The sequence below is a fragment of the Shimia sp. genome (assembly GCF_039969785.1).
Classification (GTDB): Bacteria; Pseudomonadota; Alphaproteobacteria; order Rhodobacterales; family Rhodobacteraceae; genus Shimia.
In genome coordinates, this window is record NZ_JBDVNC010000036.1 from 1 (window position 1) to 17,770 (window position 17,770).

Below are 17,770 nucleotides of genomic sequence, written 5' to 3' on the forward strand. Positions count from 1 at the left end.
AATGGCAATCTTTGAATACATCAACGGCTTCTACAATCCACGCAGAAGGCACTCAGCCCTCGGCTGGAAAAGCCCGGTCGCTTTCGAACGAAAGCTGGCTTAAACGAGCACTTGGGGCGGAACAAAAGCGGGACAGGTCCAATCACGTCAACATCCTTGAGATGAACGGTGAAAGCTACCGCCTCAACCAAAGCCGCGCTCGCCTCGCTGTCACCTGAAAATGACCCCCACAGAATTGGCCTGACGGCCAATGCGCCTCGGAACGCGCTTGCTATATGAGAGCCGCACGCTCCAGGGCGCACACACCAAACTGGCCGACTTTTGCTCCGCCACGGTGGTAGGTTTTTACTCCGCCGTTGACACAACATGAGCAAAACTCATGGTCCAACATAAGCAGGCTGCAAACTGGTCCGAAAAAACAGGGCTGCTGTTCTTGGGGGGCAGGCCATCAGAAAGAACGGGCGAAAACGCGTAACGTTTTGCCCAAACGATAAAACGGTTCTACAACTGAAAATAGCCGCGGTTGTCTAGCGAACAACAAAGACCGAGCATTTCGCGTGCCTTACGACTCGCGCTGCATTTGGTCCTAATAAATAGTCGGCTAAGTCGGAATCGTGCGCACCCACAACGATAAGGCCCGCATTTGTGGCCTCTGCAAGCTTAAGCACTTCCTCATAGACCCGGCCTGTCGCAACAACATGGCGAACCTTTTTGTTCTGTTCTGCATCGAGCACTTTGGTAACAAGAGCGTTCAAAGCAATTTTCGCATCTTCAACCATCTGGTCGTGATGGTCTTTACTAAAGAAACTGCCGACCTGGCTGATGCCATAATCCGGCAAAACTGCAATCACATCGAGCTGTGCGTCATCCAGTTTCGCCAGACGTGCGGCGGCCTGAATAGTGTTGTTATCTTCATCGCCATTGCTGACGTCTACGGCGCATAAAACAGAGTTACTCATGCTGGTACTCCTTCTTTCGACATACGGGCACGTTGCAGAAAGGCGATCAATGCCAGAAAAATCAACGCTGGAATGAAGATCAGCTCTTTGGGCATTTGTTGAGCAGGTGCACTTACCGAAGCGAGTTGCACAGGATCATCGGCATAAAAATCGAAACTGCTTAGTGTGTCCGCAAAGGGCGACCCGAACGCCGGCTCGTCCATTTTGACCACGCCATCTTCCTCTAACAAAAGCAGACCCGAGGCGGTCAGCCTTTCATCGCCTGACCCCGCGCTTACAGGCAGAACCAGCGTGGTTTCCTTCGTCACACCTGTATCAAAGTCAGGCCCGGATACAATCAGCCGTAATTCGGCGCCTTCACTAGCATTTCCAAGAGCAGTTGCAAAACCAGCTGGATCGATCTGCTCAAACGGAGGCTGAATTCGGTCCATGACAAAGTCTGGTCGGAACAAGGTGAACGCGATCAGGATCAAAGCGACGCTTTCGTACATACGGCTTTTAGTCATGAACCAGCCCATCGTCCCTGCCGTGAACACAAGGATCGCAATTGAGGCAGTCACGAAAACCAATATACCCTGAATCCAGGTGACATCAATCAAAAGCAAGTCCGTGTTGAAGATAAACACAAATGGCAACGCCACGGTGCGTAGGCTGTAAAAGAAGGCCACAAAACCTGTTTTGATGGCATCGCCACCGGAAACGGCCGCAGCTGCAAAGCTTGCAAGACCCACAGGCGGTGTAACATCCGCCATGATACCGAAATAGAACACAAAAAGATGCACGGCGATCAGCGGCACAATCAAGCCCGATTGTGCGCCCAACTCCACTACGACACCCGCCATAAGCGAGGACACAACGATATAGTTGGCCGTTGTCGGAAGACCCATGCCAAGGACAAGGGACAAAAGCCCTACCATTACCAGCATCAAAATCAAGTTGCCCCCAGAAAGGAACTCGACAAGATCAGCCATAACCTGCCCCACGCCAGTCAGCGTTACGGTGCCAACGATGACACCCGCTGTGGCCGTTGCCAGGCCAATACCGATCATGTTGCGAGCCCCGTCGATCAGACCTTGGATCAGGTCAGCGACCCCTTGAGTGATCGCTTCAGCCATGTCGCTTTGACCGCGGAAGATCGCCTTGAGCGGACGCTGTGTTAGCAGAATCGCAAAGAGCAGCATTGTCGCCCAGAATGCAGACAGGCCGGGAGACTTCTGCTCGATCATGAGGAAGTAAACCAGCACAATGATCGGCAGCAGATAATAGAGGCCGGATTTGTAGATCTCACCCACAACAGGCAGTTCCACTTCTTTGGCATTGGGGTCATCGGGCTCCAAATCAGGAACAGAGGCCGCAAGCCACAAAAGCACACCATAGGACACGAAGATCAGGACCGACATCACCAGCGCCGAGCTATCGCCGGCGGCGGCAGCAATCCATGAAACAGGATACTGAACGCCATAACAAAGGCCAGCAAATCCCACGAAGAACGCTGCCATTCCGCCAATCGTCTTGCCCATTGACACAACCCGGTTACCCAGCGTTGGCATGTTGTTTTTCACCGCTTCCAGATGAACGATATAGACCAAAGCGATGTAAGAGATTGTCGCGGGCAAGAAGGCGTGAGTGATCACCTCGACATACGAAATACCCACATATTCAACCATCAGAAATGCTGCGGCACCCATCACGGGCGGCATGATCTGGCCATTTACCGAGGAAGCAACCTCAACTGCGCCAGCTTTCTCAGAGGAGAACCCAACACGCTTCATCAGGGGAATGGTGAAGGTACCAGTTGTCACCACGTTGGCGATTGAGGAACCAGAGATCAGACCAGTCGCGGCCGATCCAACAACGGCTGCTTTCGCAGGGCCGCCCTTGAGATGCCCCAGAGCGCCAAATGCCATCTTGATAAAGTAGTTCCCGGCGCCAGCCTTATCGAGCAGAGCACCGAACAAAACGAACAGGAACACAAATTTGGTTGAGACTCCCAATGCGATCCCAAAGACCCCCTCAGAAGTGATCCACATGTGGCTCATCGCTTTCTTCAGCGACGCACCTTTCCAGCGGATGACGTCGGGGACCCATTCAGATGAACCAAAGAAAACATAACCCAAAAAGATTGTCGCAATGATCGCCATCGCTGGGCCAAGTGCGCGGCGCGCGCCTTCAAACAGGATCAACAGGCCTGCAAGTGCGAACCATTTATCCATGTCATCTGCTAGGCCACCTGCATTGACGATCTTCTGATAAAAAATGTACCCGTACAGCGCGGTAAAAACGCCGAATAACCCAAGGAACCAGTCCTGTAAGGGGATGTAATGGCGTGGACTGGACTTCAAAGCAGGATACGCCATAAACGCGAGAAAGATCGCAAACGCGAGGTGTACCTGACGGGAGTTGTTGATGATATCCCCGGGCAGAACGTAGTTTGCCAGAGGGGATGCCAAAAGAACCTGAAACAAAGACCAAACAACAGCGACAATCGCCAATAGCGTTCCAACATTGCCCGCAGGGGCGCGCGCGCCAGCGTCGGAGGATGCAACCAGATCCTGCAGCTCCTCTTCGCTTAAAGCGCGGTTCTCTGATGATTTATCAGCCATGTTTCAATTCCCCCTGAGTCGCGGCTTAAGCCACTTTTTTTCATTGTCTTGAAACGGAGGGCCGCAAAACGCCCCTCCGAAGAATCCGTCCAATTACTCGATCAGACCTTTTTCTTTGTAATATTTAGCAGCGCCTGGATGCAGGGGTGCGGACAAACCAGCCGTTGCCATCTCTTTGGGGTCAAGATTGGCGAATGCTGGGTGCAGCTTTTTAAAGTCTTCGATGTTTTCCATCACTGAAGACACAACTGCATATACAGCGTCGTCAGACACGTCTGCCGATGTGACGAAAGTTGCACCTACACCAAAAGTTGCTGTGTCGGCATCATTGCCACGGTACATGCCACCGGGGATGGTTGCTGTACGATAGAAGGAATTGTCTGAAACCAGACCTGCAACGGCGTCACCATCCACAGTGACCAGAACGGAGTCACATGCTGTCGTTGCTTCCTGAATCGAACCAGAAGGGTGACCCACGGTATAAACCATCGCATCAATCTGATTGTCGCACAGCGCAGCAGATTGTTCAGCTGCTTTCAGCTCTGTTGCCAGAGCGAAATCGTCCTTGGTCCAGCCTTTTGCCTCCAGCAGAACTTCCATTGTTCCGCGTTGACCGGAACCCGGGTTGCCAATGTTCACGCGCTTTCCTTTGAGATCATCAAAGGATGTCACGCCGGCGTCCGCGCGTGCAACAACTGTAAAGGGCTCTGGGTGCACCGAGAAAACAGCGCGCAGGCCTTCGAACTTGCCAGCATCGGCGAATTTCGATGTGCCGTTATAAGCGTGGTACTGCCAATCAGATTGAGCAACACCAAATTCCAACTCGCCTTCGCGGATTGTGTTAATGTTGTATACCGAGCCGCCCGTTGATTCCACAGAGCAACGGATGCCGTGCTCTTTTCGGCCTTTGTTGACCAAACGGCAAATCGCGCCGCCGGTCGGATAGTAAACACCTGTCACGCCGCCAGTACCGATCGTGATGAATTCTTCGGCTATTGCAGCAGGCGCTGCCATCGACAGCGAAATCGCCGCCAATGCGGAAAATGTGAATTTATTTTTTGACATGTTTTTCTCCCAGTCCTTTTTTATTCGTCCTGACGCACTATTTTGACAAACAGCAAAGCTTACGTGCAAACGCACTGGCGCGAGGCTCTCTCGGATTTTCAACCCAAGACGGATAGCAAGGTCTCAGCAAGTCGAGGCCGAGTCTATGCGCGTAACTGCCTATGGCAAGAATCGCCTAGGCATGGGATGTTGAGACGACCTCATTGTGGAAATTGAACGATATCGCGGGTTTTCCCTAGAAACTCCAGTGGCTTGCCGCCTGAGTGAGCGCACGGCTCCGGGGAGTATTTGCTTAATTCAGGAGGCAAAAAATACCTTGATGGATCGGGCCGTGCAGCTGTTTCTTGTTTGAGGCATGGCGACAAAGATGTCATTGAAGCTATCAAATCTCAGCTTGATTCGATGGCTTATGCGCACAACAGCTTCTTGACGTCCAAGCCAGCGGAGCAGTTGGCAGACTTGCTTGTGGAGCACGCTTCCGGCGGGCTTGATCGTGTTTATTTCGTTTCTGGCGGATCAGAAGCAATCGAAGCTTCCTTGAAACTGGCGCGGCAGTATTACCTTGAAATTGGGCAACCGGATCGACACAAAATCATCGCCCGCCGACAAAGCTATCACGGCAATACGCTGGGTGCGCTTGCAGTGGGTGGGAACGAATGGCGCCGCGCGCAGTTTGCGCCGTTTCTGGTGGATGTAAGCCACATTGCGTCCTTGTTGCGCCTACCGCAGTCAAAACGCCGACGAAACTAGTCTCGACTACGGCTTGTGCATGCCAAATGAGCTTGAAGCAGAAATTCTGAGGCTTGGACCTGATCAAGTTATGTGTTTCGTCGCGGAACCGGTTGTGGGCGCGACATTAGGCGCTGTTCCCGCTGTCGACGGCTATTCTGCGCGCATTCGCGAAATCTGTGATCGATACGGCGTTCTATTCATTCTCGATGAAGTTAGTGCGTGGAATGGGTCGCACCGGGGCGCTTTTTTGCTTTTGATCAGAGGCGGATTTCCCCTGACATCTGCACGACAGCTAAATGTTTGGGAGGTGGGTATCAGCCTATCGGCGCGATGATGTGCAGCAAAGCAATCTATGAAGTAATAGCAGACGGGTCAGGCTATTTTCAGAACGGCCATACCTACCTAGGCCATCCTACAGCCTGTGCCGCCGGTCTTGCAGTTGTTCAAAATGGTGTCAGGTCTGGTCCAAACTGCATAAGTCAAGGGCGCGTACTTGCGCCATAGTCTGAACGAACGCCTCGGTCAGCATCCGAATGTTGGTGACATTCGCGGTCGTGGCCTTTTTATGGGTGTTGAATTTGTGCAAGATCGTGAAAGCAAAGCCTGCCTTGATCCGTCACTAAAATTCCATGCTCATCTCAAAAAAGATTGCCCTTGACGAAGGCTTGATTTGCTATCCAATGGGTGGAACTATTGATGGGAAACACGGCGATCACGTGTTGCTTGCGCCGCCATATATATGTGAACCTGAACACTTGGATGAATTAGTCGATAAATTAGGAACAGCCTTTGAAAAGGCGTTGCGAAATGTTGACCTGCAGTAACAATGCAGACAGCTTTTTAGGGTGAAAGTGTCATGAAGCTATCACTCGGCATGGTTCTTGCACTTAGCTTGGCCGGGCTGCAATTCCTGGCCATCCTGATCGTTGTTTCAACATCTTATATCACATCTGAAAAAGCGATGCTTCAACATGCCCGTGACAGACTGGCGGAAGCAGGCACAAATGCGAGCGAGAATTCCAAGGGGTTTCTAACGTCCGCGCGCGACGCCGCAATGCTTTCCAGTCGGGTTTTAGAAAGCGGTGTTATCGATGTTGATGACTTCGATGAGCTGGAAAAATTTCTCTATCAGCACCTGCAAACAGTGTCTCAAATTGCTGGCATTTATTTCGGCGATGAAACCGGCAACTTTGCATATGTTATGCGCTCCAACGGGCCCGGCCCGTTTCGAACGAAAATCATTCGCCCACTTGATGCCGCCCCTGCCGCTAGGTTTACTTGGCGCGAGAAAGATTTTTCTGTTGTCGCGACCGAAGCCGATCCAGCGGACACTTTCGATCCTCGAACACGGCCTTGGTACAAATCCGCGAAACATGAAGGGGCCACCGTTTGGACAGAACCATACGTCTTTTTTTCATCACGTCAGCTTGGAATAACCGTTGCTGTTCCGGTCTACGAAAAAGGGGCCTTCAAGGGCGTAATTGGGGTAGATATTGAAATATCGACGATATCAAATTTCTTAGCGAATTTGGCGCTGAGCAATCGTGGTTCTGCTCTCATTTTGGATGAAAATGGCAGGGTCATCGCTCATCCAGACATAGGCCAGATAATCGAGGGTGACGGGAATGATGCTCTGAACCTTATTGGTATCGAAGACATCGATGATCCGGTGGCTCAAGCTGCCTTCAAGCAGTTTAACGCAACTGGTATGATCAAGATTGAACAGGAATACCAATCTGAATTCAAATACGGCAAAGATGAATATGTTTCTTACCTGAAGCCTTTGGCTGGGATTAACTTGCCGTGGACCATCGCCGTTTTCGCCCCTGAAAGGGACTTCACTCAGAGCATTATAGACAACCGCATGCGCAATATTTGGCTTGCAGCAGCTATTTCGTTTGCGGTTGGTCTTGCAGGCCTGGCGTTGGCAGACCTTATTCTCAGACCCGTCCGGGCATTTGCGGTTCGCACAGCACTTGTTTCGCAAGGTGAAGTGTCTGCGGCGTCCCCATTGCCAGAGACGTACAAAGAACTCGAACAGGCCAACGAAACGTTGATCTACGAGATTGCGCAACGTCGCGAAGCCGACGCGCGTATTCTCGAACTCAATCGAGATATGTCTCACTTTGCACGCGTTAATTTAATGGGCCAAATGGCAACCGGATTGGCGCATGAACTCAGTCAGCCATTGACCGCGATATCACAAAACGTCGACGCCGCGATAACAATTGCAAAACAAGAAAAAGGCGCAGATCCCGATTTGCTGAATATCCTGAATGAGCTTGATGAGCAGGCGCATCTGGGCGGCGACATATTGCATGCGTTGCGCGGCTTTGTCCGAAAAGACCAGGGTAAGATAGTCCCGTTCGATGTTAATGAGTTAGCCAAGCAAACTGAGAACCTTCTGCATCACGAGGCTTTGTCGCAAGGGGTTTCTCTGCGCTTTAATGTAAAAAATATGCCTCTTGTTGTCGGAAACCGAATCCAGATTGCGCAGGTGATTATGAACTTGGTCCGCAACGCGATTGAAGCGATGGCGGAGGCCAACAGCCCGCGAAGGGAAGTTGCAATCATTGCATGGCAGAAGTCAAATCACGTAGAGATTTGGGTGCAAGACACGGGACCGGGCATTGCTCCTGGCGTCACTCTGTTCAAGCAGTTTGAGACAAGTAAAATGGAAGGCATGGGCCTTGGCCTTTCAATCTGCCGAACCATTGCTGAAACAAACGGCGGACGTCTTTGGTTTGATGCGGATTACCACGAGGGAGCAAGGTTTTGTCTGACCGTTCCGTCTTGAAAAACGCTCCACTTTTTGGGATCAAGGCTTTTGGTGACACTTCAGAAGTGAGATTGGCTCAAAAATGACAATGTGTCGTGACGGGTACTCAACTGTGTTTCTTGTCGACGACGACGACCGTATTCGAACCAGCCTTTCACGTGCTTTGGACAAACGCGGGTATTCAGTGGAGAGCTTTTCGTCGGCCGAAGCCTTCCTGGAGGCATTCGATCCGAACCGGCCGGGCTGCCTGATCTTGGATTACGGCATGCCCGAGTTGAACGGGCTGGATCTCCAGAAGTACCTTGCACAGGTAAAAATCTCGATCCCAATTGTGTTTATATCCGGACAAGGCGGGGTGCCTGAATCTGTACAAGCAATGAAGGCCGGCGCGATAGATTTTCTTGAGAAGCCGTTTCGTCAAAGAGACCTAGTTGCCTGTATCGAGACGGCCTTCGCACGTGATCTGGAAACGAGAAGTGCTGATGAGAATACAAAGATAGCAAGGACCAAATTTGATCGCTTGACTGCGCGCGAAAAAGAAATCGCTTTATTTATGATAACGCATCCGTCGACTACGTCTAGCAAAGAGGTGGGTCGCGAATTGGATATTAGCCCAAGAACAGTAGACCATCATCGTGCGCGGATTCTGGAAAAAATGTCGATTGGATCAGTTGCGGAACTGATTGACCTTTCGGGCTCAACAGCGCTTTTAGAGAGCGATGATTTAGGCGACATTGATCCGTTGAATTGAAAGTGCTGGATCCACGTTTCATAGCACCTCCGTCACCTGTGCTGCCAGAAAAGTGAGGCGAGGCGTTGAACACCTCAGCGTTCGTGGACCCGTGGCCCAGGGTGTCGGGACTATCGGGGCCGGGATGCATTATTGAGAACATGTGCCGGAGAAACAACAGGACCCATCGACGATGTCAGACGTGACTGCACCAAAACGCCCGTTGATACCTAGCGTTTTTTTGTTCTTTTGGAACAACTTGTTCATTGCCTTTCCAATCCACCCGAAACGGGGGATTACGGGCGCGACCTTGCGTATTCGATCAAACGTCAACGCTGCAAGGACCCGTCCGCAATCACGCCTTCGGTCATGCCTTTGTTAAAGATTTCGAGCGTACCTTCAACTAGGATGCTCTAGCTTAGTGCCTGGAAATCGGGAATTTCGTCGTTGTTGTCAGCGTAGTTCTACACGCGAAGAACTTGCCCCGTCCCGACTCGTTGTTCAGGTCTAAAAGGACTTGCCGCTATTCGGCCAAGTGTTGCGAATCCTTGGGTTGGGTCATTAGCTGCTTTTCGACGTCGAATTCTCCGAAGACAGACTGGAAGCTGAATTTCTTTCGGATTGTTCGCAGATATGCAGCGTGGCACGTGAAATGCGAAGGCCCACTGAATTCGTCTACTTTAGGCCTAGCAGCAAGCTTCACTGCGGCCATTGGAACATCAATGGGGTGTCGATTTTGCTATGCCAAACAGCTTTCCTATCAAGCAAAGCTGTGACACCTTGCACACTCGGACCACAAACAATCTGAACTCACAATCATGCACCGACACCGCGCACAGCATCATACGTCTCTCAATGAAGACACTTTACAGATCACAACGGCCTTTAAGGCTGGATTGAAAGACAAAGACGTTGCAGATTTCTATGCGCTCAATTGGCAGCGCCCCATTGCATTGGGGCGCGCTGATTTCACTCGCTGGCAGTTTTGCGAGGCACCAGACGCGAGCGGGAATAACCACAGCGTAGTTGCGCTGCAAAACAACAAAATTGTTGCCGTTATGGGCGCTAACCCCCGGACATTTATCTTACCGACGGGGGAAACTCGCGGTGCCGAACTGACAACTTGGATCGTAAATGAAACTGCGCGAGGCCGTGGGGTCGGAACGCGGATTTTGACCTACCTGAAAAACCATTACGACGTGTTGATGGGGGCCGGGATTACGTCTGCAGCTCAACCACTTTACCTCGGCGGCGGGTTCACATTTCTGGCCCACATCCCACGTTTTTTCCACGTAACGGACTTCGACAAAGTAAAATTGTTTACTGATGCGATCCCCTCAGCTTTATCGCTCGTCAAAAAACGCCAATCCTATTGCCCGGAAGTTGCCCATGAGGCAGTTCGCTGCAATGCGTTTGATCTTGGCGATCTCGGCAAACATGCCCACCCGATGAACTGTATGGGCATGAATGCTCGCAAGGACCGCCATTTGAGCTGGCGGTATGACAACCATCCGGTGTTTGCGCATGATGCGTATCGTGTTCACTCTGTTTCAACCCCGGGCAAAGGGGCTGGAGTTATCCTGCGTCAGGACCATGTGCTGGACACGCCAATCCTTCATTTGCTTGATCTGTTCGGCGATCCTCACGACTTTGCCGCCGCGTTCAACTTTGTCGAGGCCGAAGCCCATCGTCGTGGAGCCGCGTTTGTCGATGCCAGCTTTACATACGCCCCTCTGGTTGGGCAGGCGCGCGCGCGCTATTGGAATTCAGCTGTAGATGATCCTCTGATTGACTTACCCTCGCTGTTCTATCCCGTCGAGTTACGGCGTCCCCCAACGACTTCGGTTGCCTTTTGGAGCCGCAATGCGCGTGACGATCTCTATGCGTTTTCCCAATTGCACATCACCAAAGGAGACATGGATCTGGATCGCCCAACACTGGCGTATTACGAAAGCAAAGACCTGTGACCGGGTACCTCACGTCGGACGGTTCGTCGCTTACCGTGGTGATGTATCATTATGTACGCCCGGTTGCGTCCTCTGCGTTTCCACGCCTCAAGGCACTCGAGCTCGACCATTTTTTGGCCCAGACCGACTATTTGTCCGAGCATTACGCAATGATTTCGCCCGACCAGCTGCGCCTGGCCATTCAAGGCCGCCTTGCATTACCGCCCAACGCTTGTTTGCTGACGTTTGATGACGGCTACAGCGATCATTATCAATACGTGTTGCCCGCGCTTTGCTCACGTGGGTTGTCGGGTCTGTTTTTTACACCTTATCAATCACTTGTCGAACAGCGCATGCTGGACGTCAACAAGGTTCAATTTGTGCTGTCCAACGCGGCAGAAGACGTCGACCTGGCCGCGGAACTTGATGATTTCCTGCACCGAGAGACCACACTTGACGTGACCAGATTACGCCGTGAACACCTGCACGCCAATCGGTATGACAGCGCATCGGTTTCGTATTTCAAACGCCTGTTGCAACACGCCTTGCCCTGCGATGTCAGACAAACGGCAACCGATTATCTCTTTTCCAAACACGTAAGCCGTGATCAGACTCAATTCGCCGCCGAATTGTATCTGAATGTCGATCAGGCAAAAGAGATGCGCGATGCGGGCATGGAATTCGGCGGCCATGGGCACGACCACCTCTGGCACGCCCAAACTGACGCCGCCAGCCTTGCACAAGAGGTCGCGGGCAGTGTTCAGGCACTGACCAAAATCGGCGCTCCTGTTAAAGGAGGCTTCTATTGCTACCCCTTCGGGAGTCACAACGATCTGGTGTGTGACGCAGTGCGGTCCGCAGGTTTCCAAATTGGCTTTACGGTCGAACCACACCTAACACCCTCAACAGGCCAAGACCCTTTGCGCATTCCGCGCCTTGATACAAACGACCTGCCAAAAGCCCGAGACGCCGTTGATGATCCGTGGTTATTGGCAGCCCGCCCACGACAGGATCGCGCGTGACCTCGCCCGCCGCTCCCGGATTGATGTTGCGCGCCTACTTGGCATTGCGCCCAGCCCTGCAACCGCTCATGCGCGTGATTTTGCGCCGTCGCGTTGCGCAAGGCAAAGACACCCAGGCACGCGCAGGCGAAAAACTGGGCCACGCAACGCTGGCCCGTCCAGGCGGCACACTGGTCTGGCTGCATGCCGTTGGTCTGGGCGAAGTTTTGGCGCTACGCCCTCTGATCCTTGCAATGAGCGAACAACGGCCCGACTTGAGCTTTCTGATCACATCTACGGCCCGGTCTTCTGCAAAGGTCGCAGGCGCGAACCTGCCGCCCAACACCTTGCATCAGTTTTTGCCACTGGATGGACCCAACTTTGTAAACGCTTTCCTCGATCACTGGCGGCCCGATCTGGCGGTCTGGTCCGAACAGGACGTCTGGCCCGGCGCCGTAATGGACATCGCAAATCGCGAAATCCCACAAGCCTATATAAATGCCCGCATTACAGCTGAAGGCTTTCGCCGCCGCGCCCGTCTGGGCCGTTTGAATTCGGACATCCTGTCCAGGTTTCTTTTGGTTGGATCACAGAACCAGGAAACGGTGCACTTTCTGGCGCAACTCGGAGCAAATGACGTTCAACTATTCCCCTCGCTTAAACCGGCTGCACCGGCCTTGGTCCATGATCCGGATTCGCTGCGAAACCTCCAAACAGGGTTGAGCGGGCGCAAAGTCTGGGTTGCCGCGTCGACCCACGAAGGTGACGAGGCTGTTGCACTGGCAGCACAATCCCACATCTTTGCTGAGGACCCTGCCCGACTGCTTATCCTTGCCCCGCGTATTCCGGCGCGGGCCAGCGAAATCGCCGCCGAATTGAACCGGCTGAATATCTCTTTTGCGCAGCGCAGTAAAAATGATCGCATGGATGCATCCACCGCCGTCTATCTTGCTGATACATTTGGAGAATTGGGGCTCTGGTATCGATTAGCGGATCACGCCCTGATCGGAAATTCATTTCAGGGGCGAGGCGGGCACAATCCGTGGGAAGCCATATGCCTGGGCGTTCCGGTGATTTGCGGACCCGACACACAAAACTTTGAGGATGATTATGATCAGGTCGACAGCGCAGGTTTGCTGACCCGGATCATCGATAAATCAAACCCGGCTGATCAGCTGGCTCAGACCGTCGCTCGACTGCACGACTCTACCGTGCAGACCAAAGCCAAAGCACTTGTCGCTCAAGCCCACGACGGGCTTTCGCCCCTTGCTGCAAAACTTGTTTCGCTGATAAAGACCCCATCATGATCCTGCGTGTTTTCATGTTCTTCTATCGGCTGGCATGGCTGATCCTGCTGCCAGTGATATTGTTATATTTGCACCGGCGCAGCCGCAAAGACCCGCTTTACTTTCAACACCTTGGCGAACGTTTTGGGCGGTATGACCGCCCCTTACCACGAGGCGCTTTGTGGGTGCATGGTGTCAGCCTTGGGGAAACCCGTTCAGCGCTGGCATTGATCCATCTGATGTTGGAACGCGGTGAACACGTGGTGATCACCAACGTAACCCCAGCGGGTCGTCGCGAGGCTGAAAAGCAATTTGGTGTTGCAATCAAATCCGGGAAACTGGCCGTGGTATGGGCACCGCTGGATATGCCGTTTTGTTACCGGCGCTTTTTTTCCGCCTGCACCCCGCGCATCGGTCTGCCGCTCGAGGTAGAGATCTGGCCAGATATGATCGCCACAGCCCATAAATGTGGCGTACCGATTTACCTGTGCAACAGCCAATATGCCAGCCGCCCATTGGCGCGTGACAGCAAAGGCTTGCGTATGCGCCAACGCATCATCGCAAACTGTGACGGCGCGTTAGTAAAATCCCAACTTCAGGCGGATCGGTTTGCAGCTATTGGCCTGACAAACATCACCGTGACCGGCGAATTGCGCTTTGATCAACCGATACCCGAGGGCCTGCTTTCCGCAGCCCCAGCGGCCCGTGCGTCCTTGTGCGCGCAGGATCGCCCCTTTATCACCATCGCCAGCGGGGTCGAGGCCGAAGAAGACCTGTATATCGCCCTGATTGAAGACGTGCAAAAAACGGCCCGCGCAAAAAGCCTGCCAGTGCCTTATTTCGTCTATGTTCCACGCGCACCGGAACGCTTTACGCCATTGGCCGAGAAAATCCAAACGGCTGGTCTCTCTGTTTGCCAGCGCAGCGAAATTTTTCCGTCCGGCCCGGTTGGCCTGACCAAAACTCCAGACCATATGCCAGAAGCGGATGTTTTTCTGGGCGATAGTCTGGGCGAGATGTATTTTTTTCTCGCGCTGGCTGATCAGGTGATCGTTGGCGGAGGGTTCAACGAACGCGGCGCGCATAATATTATCGAACCGCTGGCCACCGGAAAACCAGTCTTGGTTGGTCCCTACGTGTGGACCATAGAATTCCCCTTTGTCGAAGCCAAAGCCGCCGGGGTTGCCAAGAGTTATGACACTCCCATGGCCATGATACAGGCGCTTAGCGATGAAAAAGCCGCTTCAAAACAAGCGATTGCCGCCTTTGTGGCCAGCCATCGCGGTGCCAGCACGCGGACCTTGGAAGCTATAGATCGTGTCATCTCCAGGTCGCCCTGACGTCACACCACAAAGGCGCGAAACTTTACACCATCCCGCCAAGACGCTAGCACTCGGGAAACCTCACAGGAGACACGCGCATGTCCAACCGCTCCATCAAAATTGGCAACCGTGAAATCGGCCCCGATCACCCCCCCTTGGTGATTGCAGAGATTGGTATCAATCACGGCGGTGATCTGGCAGTGGCCAAGGAAATGGTACGTCTTGCGGCGTTGTCGGGCTGCGAAATGGTCAAACACCAAACCCACTTCGTAGATGACGAAATGACCGATGAAGCCAAAGAGATTTTCCCGCCCAACGCGGATGTGTCAATTTGGGACGTCATGGCCCAATGTGCGCTGTCGGGTGAGGATGAACTGGAACTGAAACGTTACACCGAAGACCTCGGTATGATCTTCATTTCAACGCCATTTTCGCGCCGCGCCGCGGATTTCCTGAATGATGCGGATGTGCCTGCCTTCAAGATCGGGTCGGGCGAAGCTGACAATCTGCCGCTGATCCGCCACATTGCCCGCATGGGCAAACCGATCATCATGTCGACCGGAATGCAAACCGTTGAGACCATGCGTCGCTCGGTCGCCATTCTGGACGAAGCCGGGGTTGATTATGCGCTTCTGGAATGCACAAACCTTTATCCATCTCCACCGGAAATCGTATCCCTTCAGGGTGTTACAGAGCTAAAGGCCGCATTTCCAAATGCTATTGTCGGTTTTTCTGACCATTCAATCGGACCGGAAATGGCGTTGGCCTCAGTCGCTCTGGGTGCTTGTATCCTCGAACGCCATTACACCGATACGCGCTATCGTCAGGGGCCGGATATTATCAATTCTATGGATCCGTCCGAATTGCGTCTGCTCATCGAACGTTCACGCGAAATCTGGATCGCCGCGAACAATCCCAAACAGCGCACGCAAGCCGAAGAGCCAGTATATGCCTTTGCACGTGCTTCGGTTGTCGCCGATGCCGATCTGCCTGCCGGGCATGTCATCACCGAATCCGACATCTGGGCCCGTCGCCCTGGCTCCGGCGAAATTCCCGGATTTGAGTTCGACAAGGTCGTAGGAAAGACGCTGAACCACGCCGTGACACGCAACACGCAACTGCGCTGGTCGGATTTTGGCTGACTTATGATCCTGTCCCAATCACATAACTTCATCTTTGTGCATGTACCTAAAACGGCTGGAACAGCTATGACATCGGCACTTGAGCCGTTTGGGGTTTATCCGCCGCGTACGGTCTGGAGGTCGTTTGTACGGCGACTCCCCATCGTGGAATCCCCGGATACGGTCTATCTGCGCAAACATGAATCTGCCGCCGGGGTACGCCGCAAACTGGGCCCCGATGTGTTTGAGCGGTTTCATCGCTTTGCCGTGGTGCGCAATCCTTATGATCACGCCGTGTCGCATTACGAATTCATGAAACAGTTCCGCATACCCAAAATCGCGGAAAAGATCGCCAACATGTCCTTTGCCGACTATCTGCGCTATCGCATGAAAAAGCCGTTCTGGAATGACACGTTTTTCGCGCGCCTGCCGGATCAGGCGCACTTTCTGATCGACGAAAACGGTGCTCTTTTGGTGCACAGGTTGATGAAATTCGAAAGCCTGGCCGACGATTTCGACGCGATGGCGCATGACCTGGGCATGGGCGACGTTACGTTGCGACGCGTCAATGAAACTAAAAGCCGCACCGACAAGCGTCCATGGAAAATATATTTTGATAGTGAATCAAAAGAGTTAGCAGACACTCTTTATGCACGCGACTTCGCATTGCTCGGATACGATCCAGTCATCGACGGGTTGTGATCCGCTACTCTGGCACGTTTTCTAAAGCGGACAAATCAGGCAGGTCTGCGATCCGCCAGACGCCGAGAAACTTGTCATGTCGACTGCCTTTTAGGCCCGGCTGGCTTTCGTCGATCATCCGTTTGGGTTCCGGAAACGAAAATGGTGCCGCCCGCAGGTTCAGCGCCCTCCACTGACCAGTGGCAATGTCAACATTTTCTGCGGTGTCCGGATTTGTCGTTGTGACCAGCCATTGTGAACCCGACGCTTTGATATTGCGAACCGCTGCCGCAATATGAGCGTTGGACAAATGCACAAGACAGTCTCGCACAAAAACAATGTCATGCGCTGGAACTGGTCCCTGAATAAGATCGATCACCTCGAACTTTACGGTGTCCCGCCCAAACTCCTGTTGATTGGCGGCAATCATCGGCGCGACAATGTCACCTCCTGTGTATGATTTGACACCCAAATCAACGTTGCGCATCCAGAAATAGTCGCCACACGGCAAATCCAAAAAGCTCTCCGCCTGCAGCTCATTGACCAGCTTTGGCAAGGCGGCCCGCACGATTTCGGTTGTGGCCAGATTGGATCCTTTGCCAGATCGACTGTCAGAATCGCCCCATTTGTTTGACGTATAATACCGGGTGAACACGTCAGCCGGGCTGCGTCGGTTCAGCTTCCACTGGCGAAAGCGCTCTTTCAGCGATCCAATCATGCCCATACCCCAGACTTCCTTGTTCACTCAAACGGCGGAATACGCCCGCCGTTTTTGACCCAATAATCACACACCCAGCCCACAGGACCATGTCCCATGTGCGGAAACTTATCCCAGAACCCGGCGCGATCAGAAATCAAATCAATCGGGCGCGGATCACCATGAAAGGCGACGACTTTTGCGGTCGCAGGTGGCGACTTTGGCGGCAACACCAAATCGACCAACATGGGGCGTCGCAGGTATCTCTTGAAACTCAGCACCCATCCCGGCTCCCAATATTGCACATCCTCAACATGACCCAACACAAAATCCTGTTCATTGGCAAAAGATGCGCGCGCCGCGCTCTTGTCGTGCTGAAACGCCTCAAGCACATTTACATGCGCCCCTGCTTCAAATGCAAAAATCCCCGTGCCCAGATGCCGCGGATGGGTTTCTTTTGCACCCGGATGCCACCCCGGTCCTACGCCAATACCGATAAAGGGTGCAGAATGATCAAACATCTCGTCCAGCCCGCCCAACACGACCATATCAAGGTCAATGAACAAGCACCGGCCGCGAATATCATGCAATTGCGGAACATAAAGGCTCAGTTTGGGCCACACACCGGGTGTAAACCATTCGGCTTCAGTCAGACCGATATCCGGGATCGGCAATACATCGATCCCATCATCCAACCCTGCCCCATCATCAGTGAGGCAAACAAACCGAAACGGCCCGGTAATTGCCGTATGGCAGGCATTGTAGAGAACATTCACATAGTCCGGCGGAAACAACGTTCCCCACTTCATGCACAGAACCGTACGATCACTCTGAGACACCGGCTTTCC

Annotated in this window: 14 protein-coding genes and 2 pseudogenes; 11 read left to right on the top strand and 5 right to left on the bottom strand. The window is 53.0% G+C overall.

The window, feature by feature from the left end; translation table 11 throughout:
* Positions 1-103, top strand: a 103-nt coding sequence (locus tag ABJI08_RS16385; RefSeq protein ID WP_348402763.1) for an IS3 family transposase, incomplete at its 5' end; no start/stop codon positions are given.
* 28 nt (positions 104-131) lie between these two features.
* Positions 132-218: pseudogene (locus tag ABJI08_RS16390) on the top strand (ATP-binding protein); the annotation flags it as partial.
* A 309-nt stretch (positions 219-527) separates the two neighbouring features.
* Here the strand turns inward: ABJI08_RS16390 and ABJI08_RS16395 are convergent.
* The 3 genes from ABJI08_RS16395 to ABJI08_RS16405 all read right to left on the bottom strand — a co-directional run bounded on the left by ABJI08_RS16395 (position 528) and on the right by ABJI08_RS16405 (position 4,627).
* Positions 528-959 carry a universal stress protein gene (locus tag ABJI08_RS16395; RefSeq protein WP_348402924.1) on the bottom strand — a complete coding sequence of 144 codons (432 nt, stop codon included), beginning with the start codon at positions 957-959 and terminating at the stop codon, positions 528-530.
* A complete protein-coding gene (locus ABJI08_RS16400; protein WP_348402925.1) occupies positions 956-3,562 on the bottom strand; it encodes a TRAP transporter permease in 2,607 nt (868 codons plus the stop codon). The genes ABJI08_RS16395 and ABJI08_RS16400 overlap by 4 nt, the downstream gene beginning before the upstream one ends.
* A gap of 93 nt (positions 3,563-3,655) precedes the next feature.
* The gene (locus tag ABJI08_RS16405) at positions 3,656-4,627 is read right to left on the bottom strand and encodes a TAXI family TRAP transporter solute-binding subunit (protein ID WP_348402926.1); all 972 of its coding nucleotides are present in this window, start codon (positions 4,625-4,627) and stop codon (positions 3,656-3,658) included.
* A gap of 288 nt (positions 4,628-4,915) precedes the next feature.
* On the opposite strand from ABJI08_RS16405, the pseudogene ABJI08_RS16410 reads away from it, so the two are divergent.
* The 9 genes and pseudogenes from ABJI08_RS16410 to ABJI08_RS16450 all read left to right on the top strand — a co-directional run bounded on the left by ABJI08_RS16410 (position 4,916) and on the right by ABJI08_RS16450 (position 16,246).
* Positions 4,916-6,183, top strand: a pseudogene (locus ABJI08_RS16410) (aspartate aminotransferase family protein).
* A gap of 32 nt (positions 6,184-6,215) precedes the next feature.
* On the top strand, positions 6,216-8,156 hold the full coding sequence (locus ABJI08_RS16415; RefSeq protein ID WP_348402927.1) for a cache domain-containing protein: 1,941 nt from the start codon (positions 6,216-6,218) through the stop codon (positions 8,154-8,156).
* Between the two features lie 94 nt (positions 8,157-8,250).
* Entirely contained in the window at positions 8,251-8,889 is a 639-nt protein-coding gene (locus ABJI08_RS16420) for a response regulator (protein WP_348402928.1), read from the top strand.
* A gap of 797 nt (positions 8,890-9,686) precedes the next feature.
* Entirely contained in the window at positions 9,687-10,835 is a 1,149-nt protein-coding gene (locus tag ABJI08_RS16425) for a GNAT family N-acetyltransferase (RefSeq protein ID WP_348402929.1), read from the top strand.
* Positions 10,832-11,836 carry a polysaccharide deacetylase family protein gene (locus ABJI08_RS16430; protein WP_348402930.1) on the top strand — a complete coding sequence of 335 codons (1,005 nt, stop codon included), beginning with the start codon at positions 10,832-10,834 and terminating at the stop codon, positions 11,834-11,836. Before ABJI08_RS16425 ends, ABJI08_RS16430 begins: the two co-directional genes overlap by 4 nt.
* Positions 11,833-13,122 carry a glycosyltransferase N-terminal domain-containing protein gene (locus ABJI08_RS16435; RefSeq protein ID WP_348402931.1) on the top strand — a complete coding sequence of 430 codons (1,290 nt, stop codon included), beginning with the start codon at positions 11,833-11,835 and terminating at the stop codon, positions 13,120-13,122. Before ABJI08_RS16430 ends, ABJI08_RS16435 begins: the two co-directional genes overlap by 4 nt.
* Positions 13,119-14,441 carry a glycosyltransferase N-terminal domain-containing protein gene (locus ABJI08_RS16440; RefSeq protein ID WP_348402932.1) on the top strand — a complete coding sequence of 441 codons (1,323 nt, stop codon included), beginning with the start codon at positions 13,119-13,121 and terminating at the stop codon, positions 14,439-14,441. Before ABJI08_RS16435 ends, ABJI08_RS16440 begins: the two co-directional genes overlap by 4 nt.
* Positions 14,442-14,521: 80 nt before the next feature.
* Positions 14,522-15,565 carry an N-acetylneuraminate synthase family protein gene (locus ABJI08_RS16445; RefSeq protein ID WP_348402933.1) on the top strand — a complete coding sequence of 348 codons (1,044 nt, stop codon included), beginning with the start codon at positions 14,522-14,524 and terminating at the stop codon, positions 15,563-15,565.
* A gap of 3 nt (positions 15,566-15,568) precedes the next feature.
* On the top strand, positions 15,569-16,246 hold the full coding sequence (locus tag ABJI08_RS16450) for a sulfotransferase family 2 domain-containing protein (RefSeq protein WP_348402934.1): 678 nt from the start codon (positions 15,569-15,571) through the stop codon (positions 16,244-16,246).
* Between the two features lie 4 nt (positions 16,247-16,250).
* On the opposite strand, the gene ABJI08_RS16455 is transcribed toward ABJI08_RS16450, so the two are convergent.
* Together ABJI08_RS16455 and ABJI08_RS16460 are read right to left on the bottom strand one after the other, a co-directional pair.
* A complete protein-coding gene (locus tag ABJI08_RS16455; protein WP_348402935.1) occupies positions 16,251-16,970 on the bottom strand; it encodes a class I SAM-dependent methyltransferase in 720 nt (239 codons plus the stop codon).
* Positions 16,967-17,761, bottom strand: coding sequence for a hypothetical protein (locus tag ABJI08_RS16460; RefSeq protein WP_348402936.1), 795 nt, complete (start codon positions 17,759-17,761; stop codon positions 16,967-16,969). Before ABJI08_RS16460 ends, ABJI08_RS16455 begins: the two co-directional genes overlap by 4 nt.
* Positions 17,762-17,770: the final 9 nt, after the last annotated feature.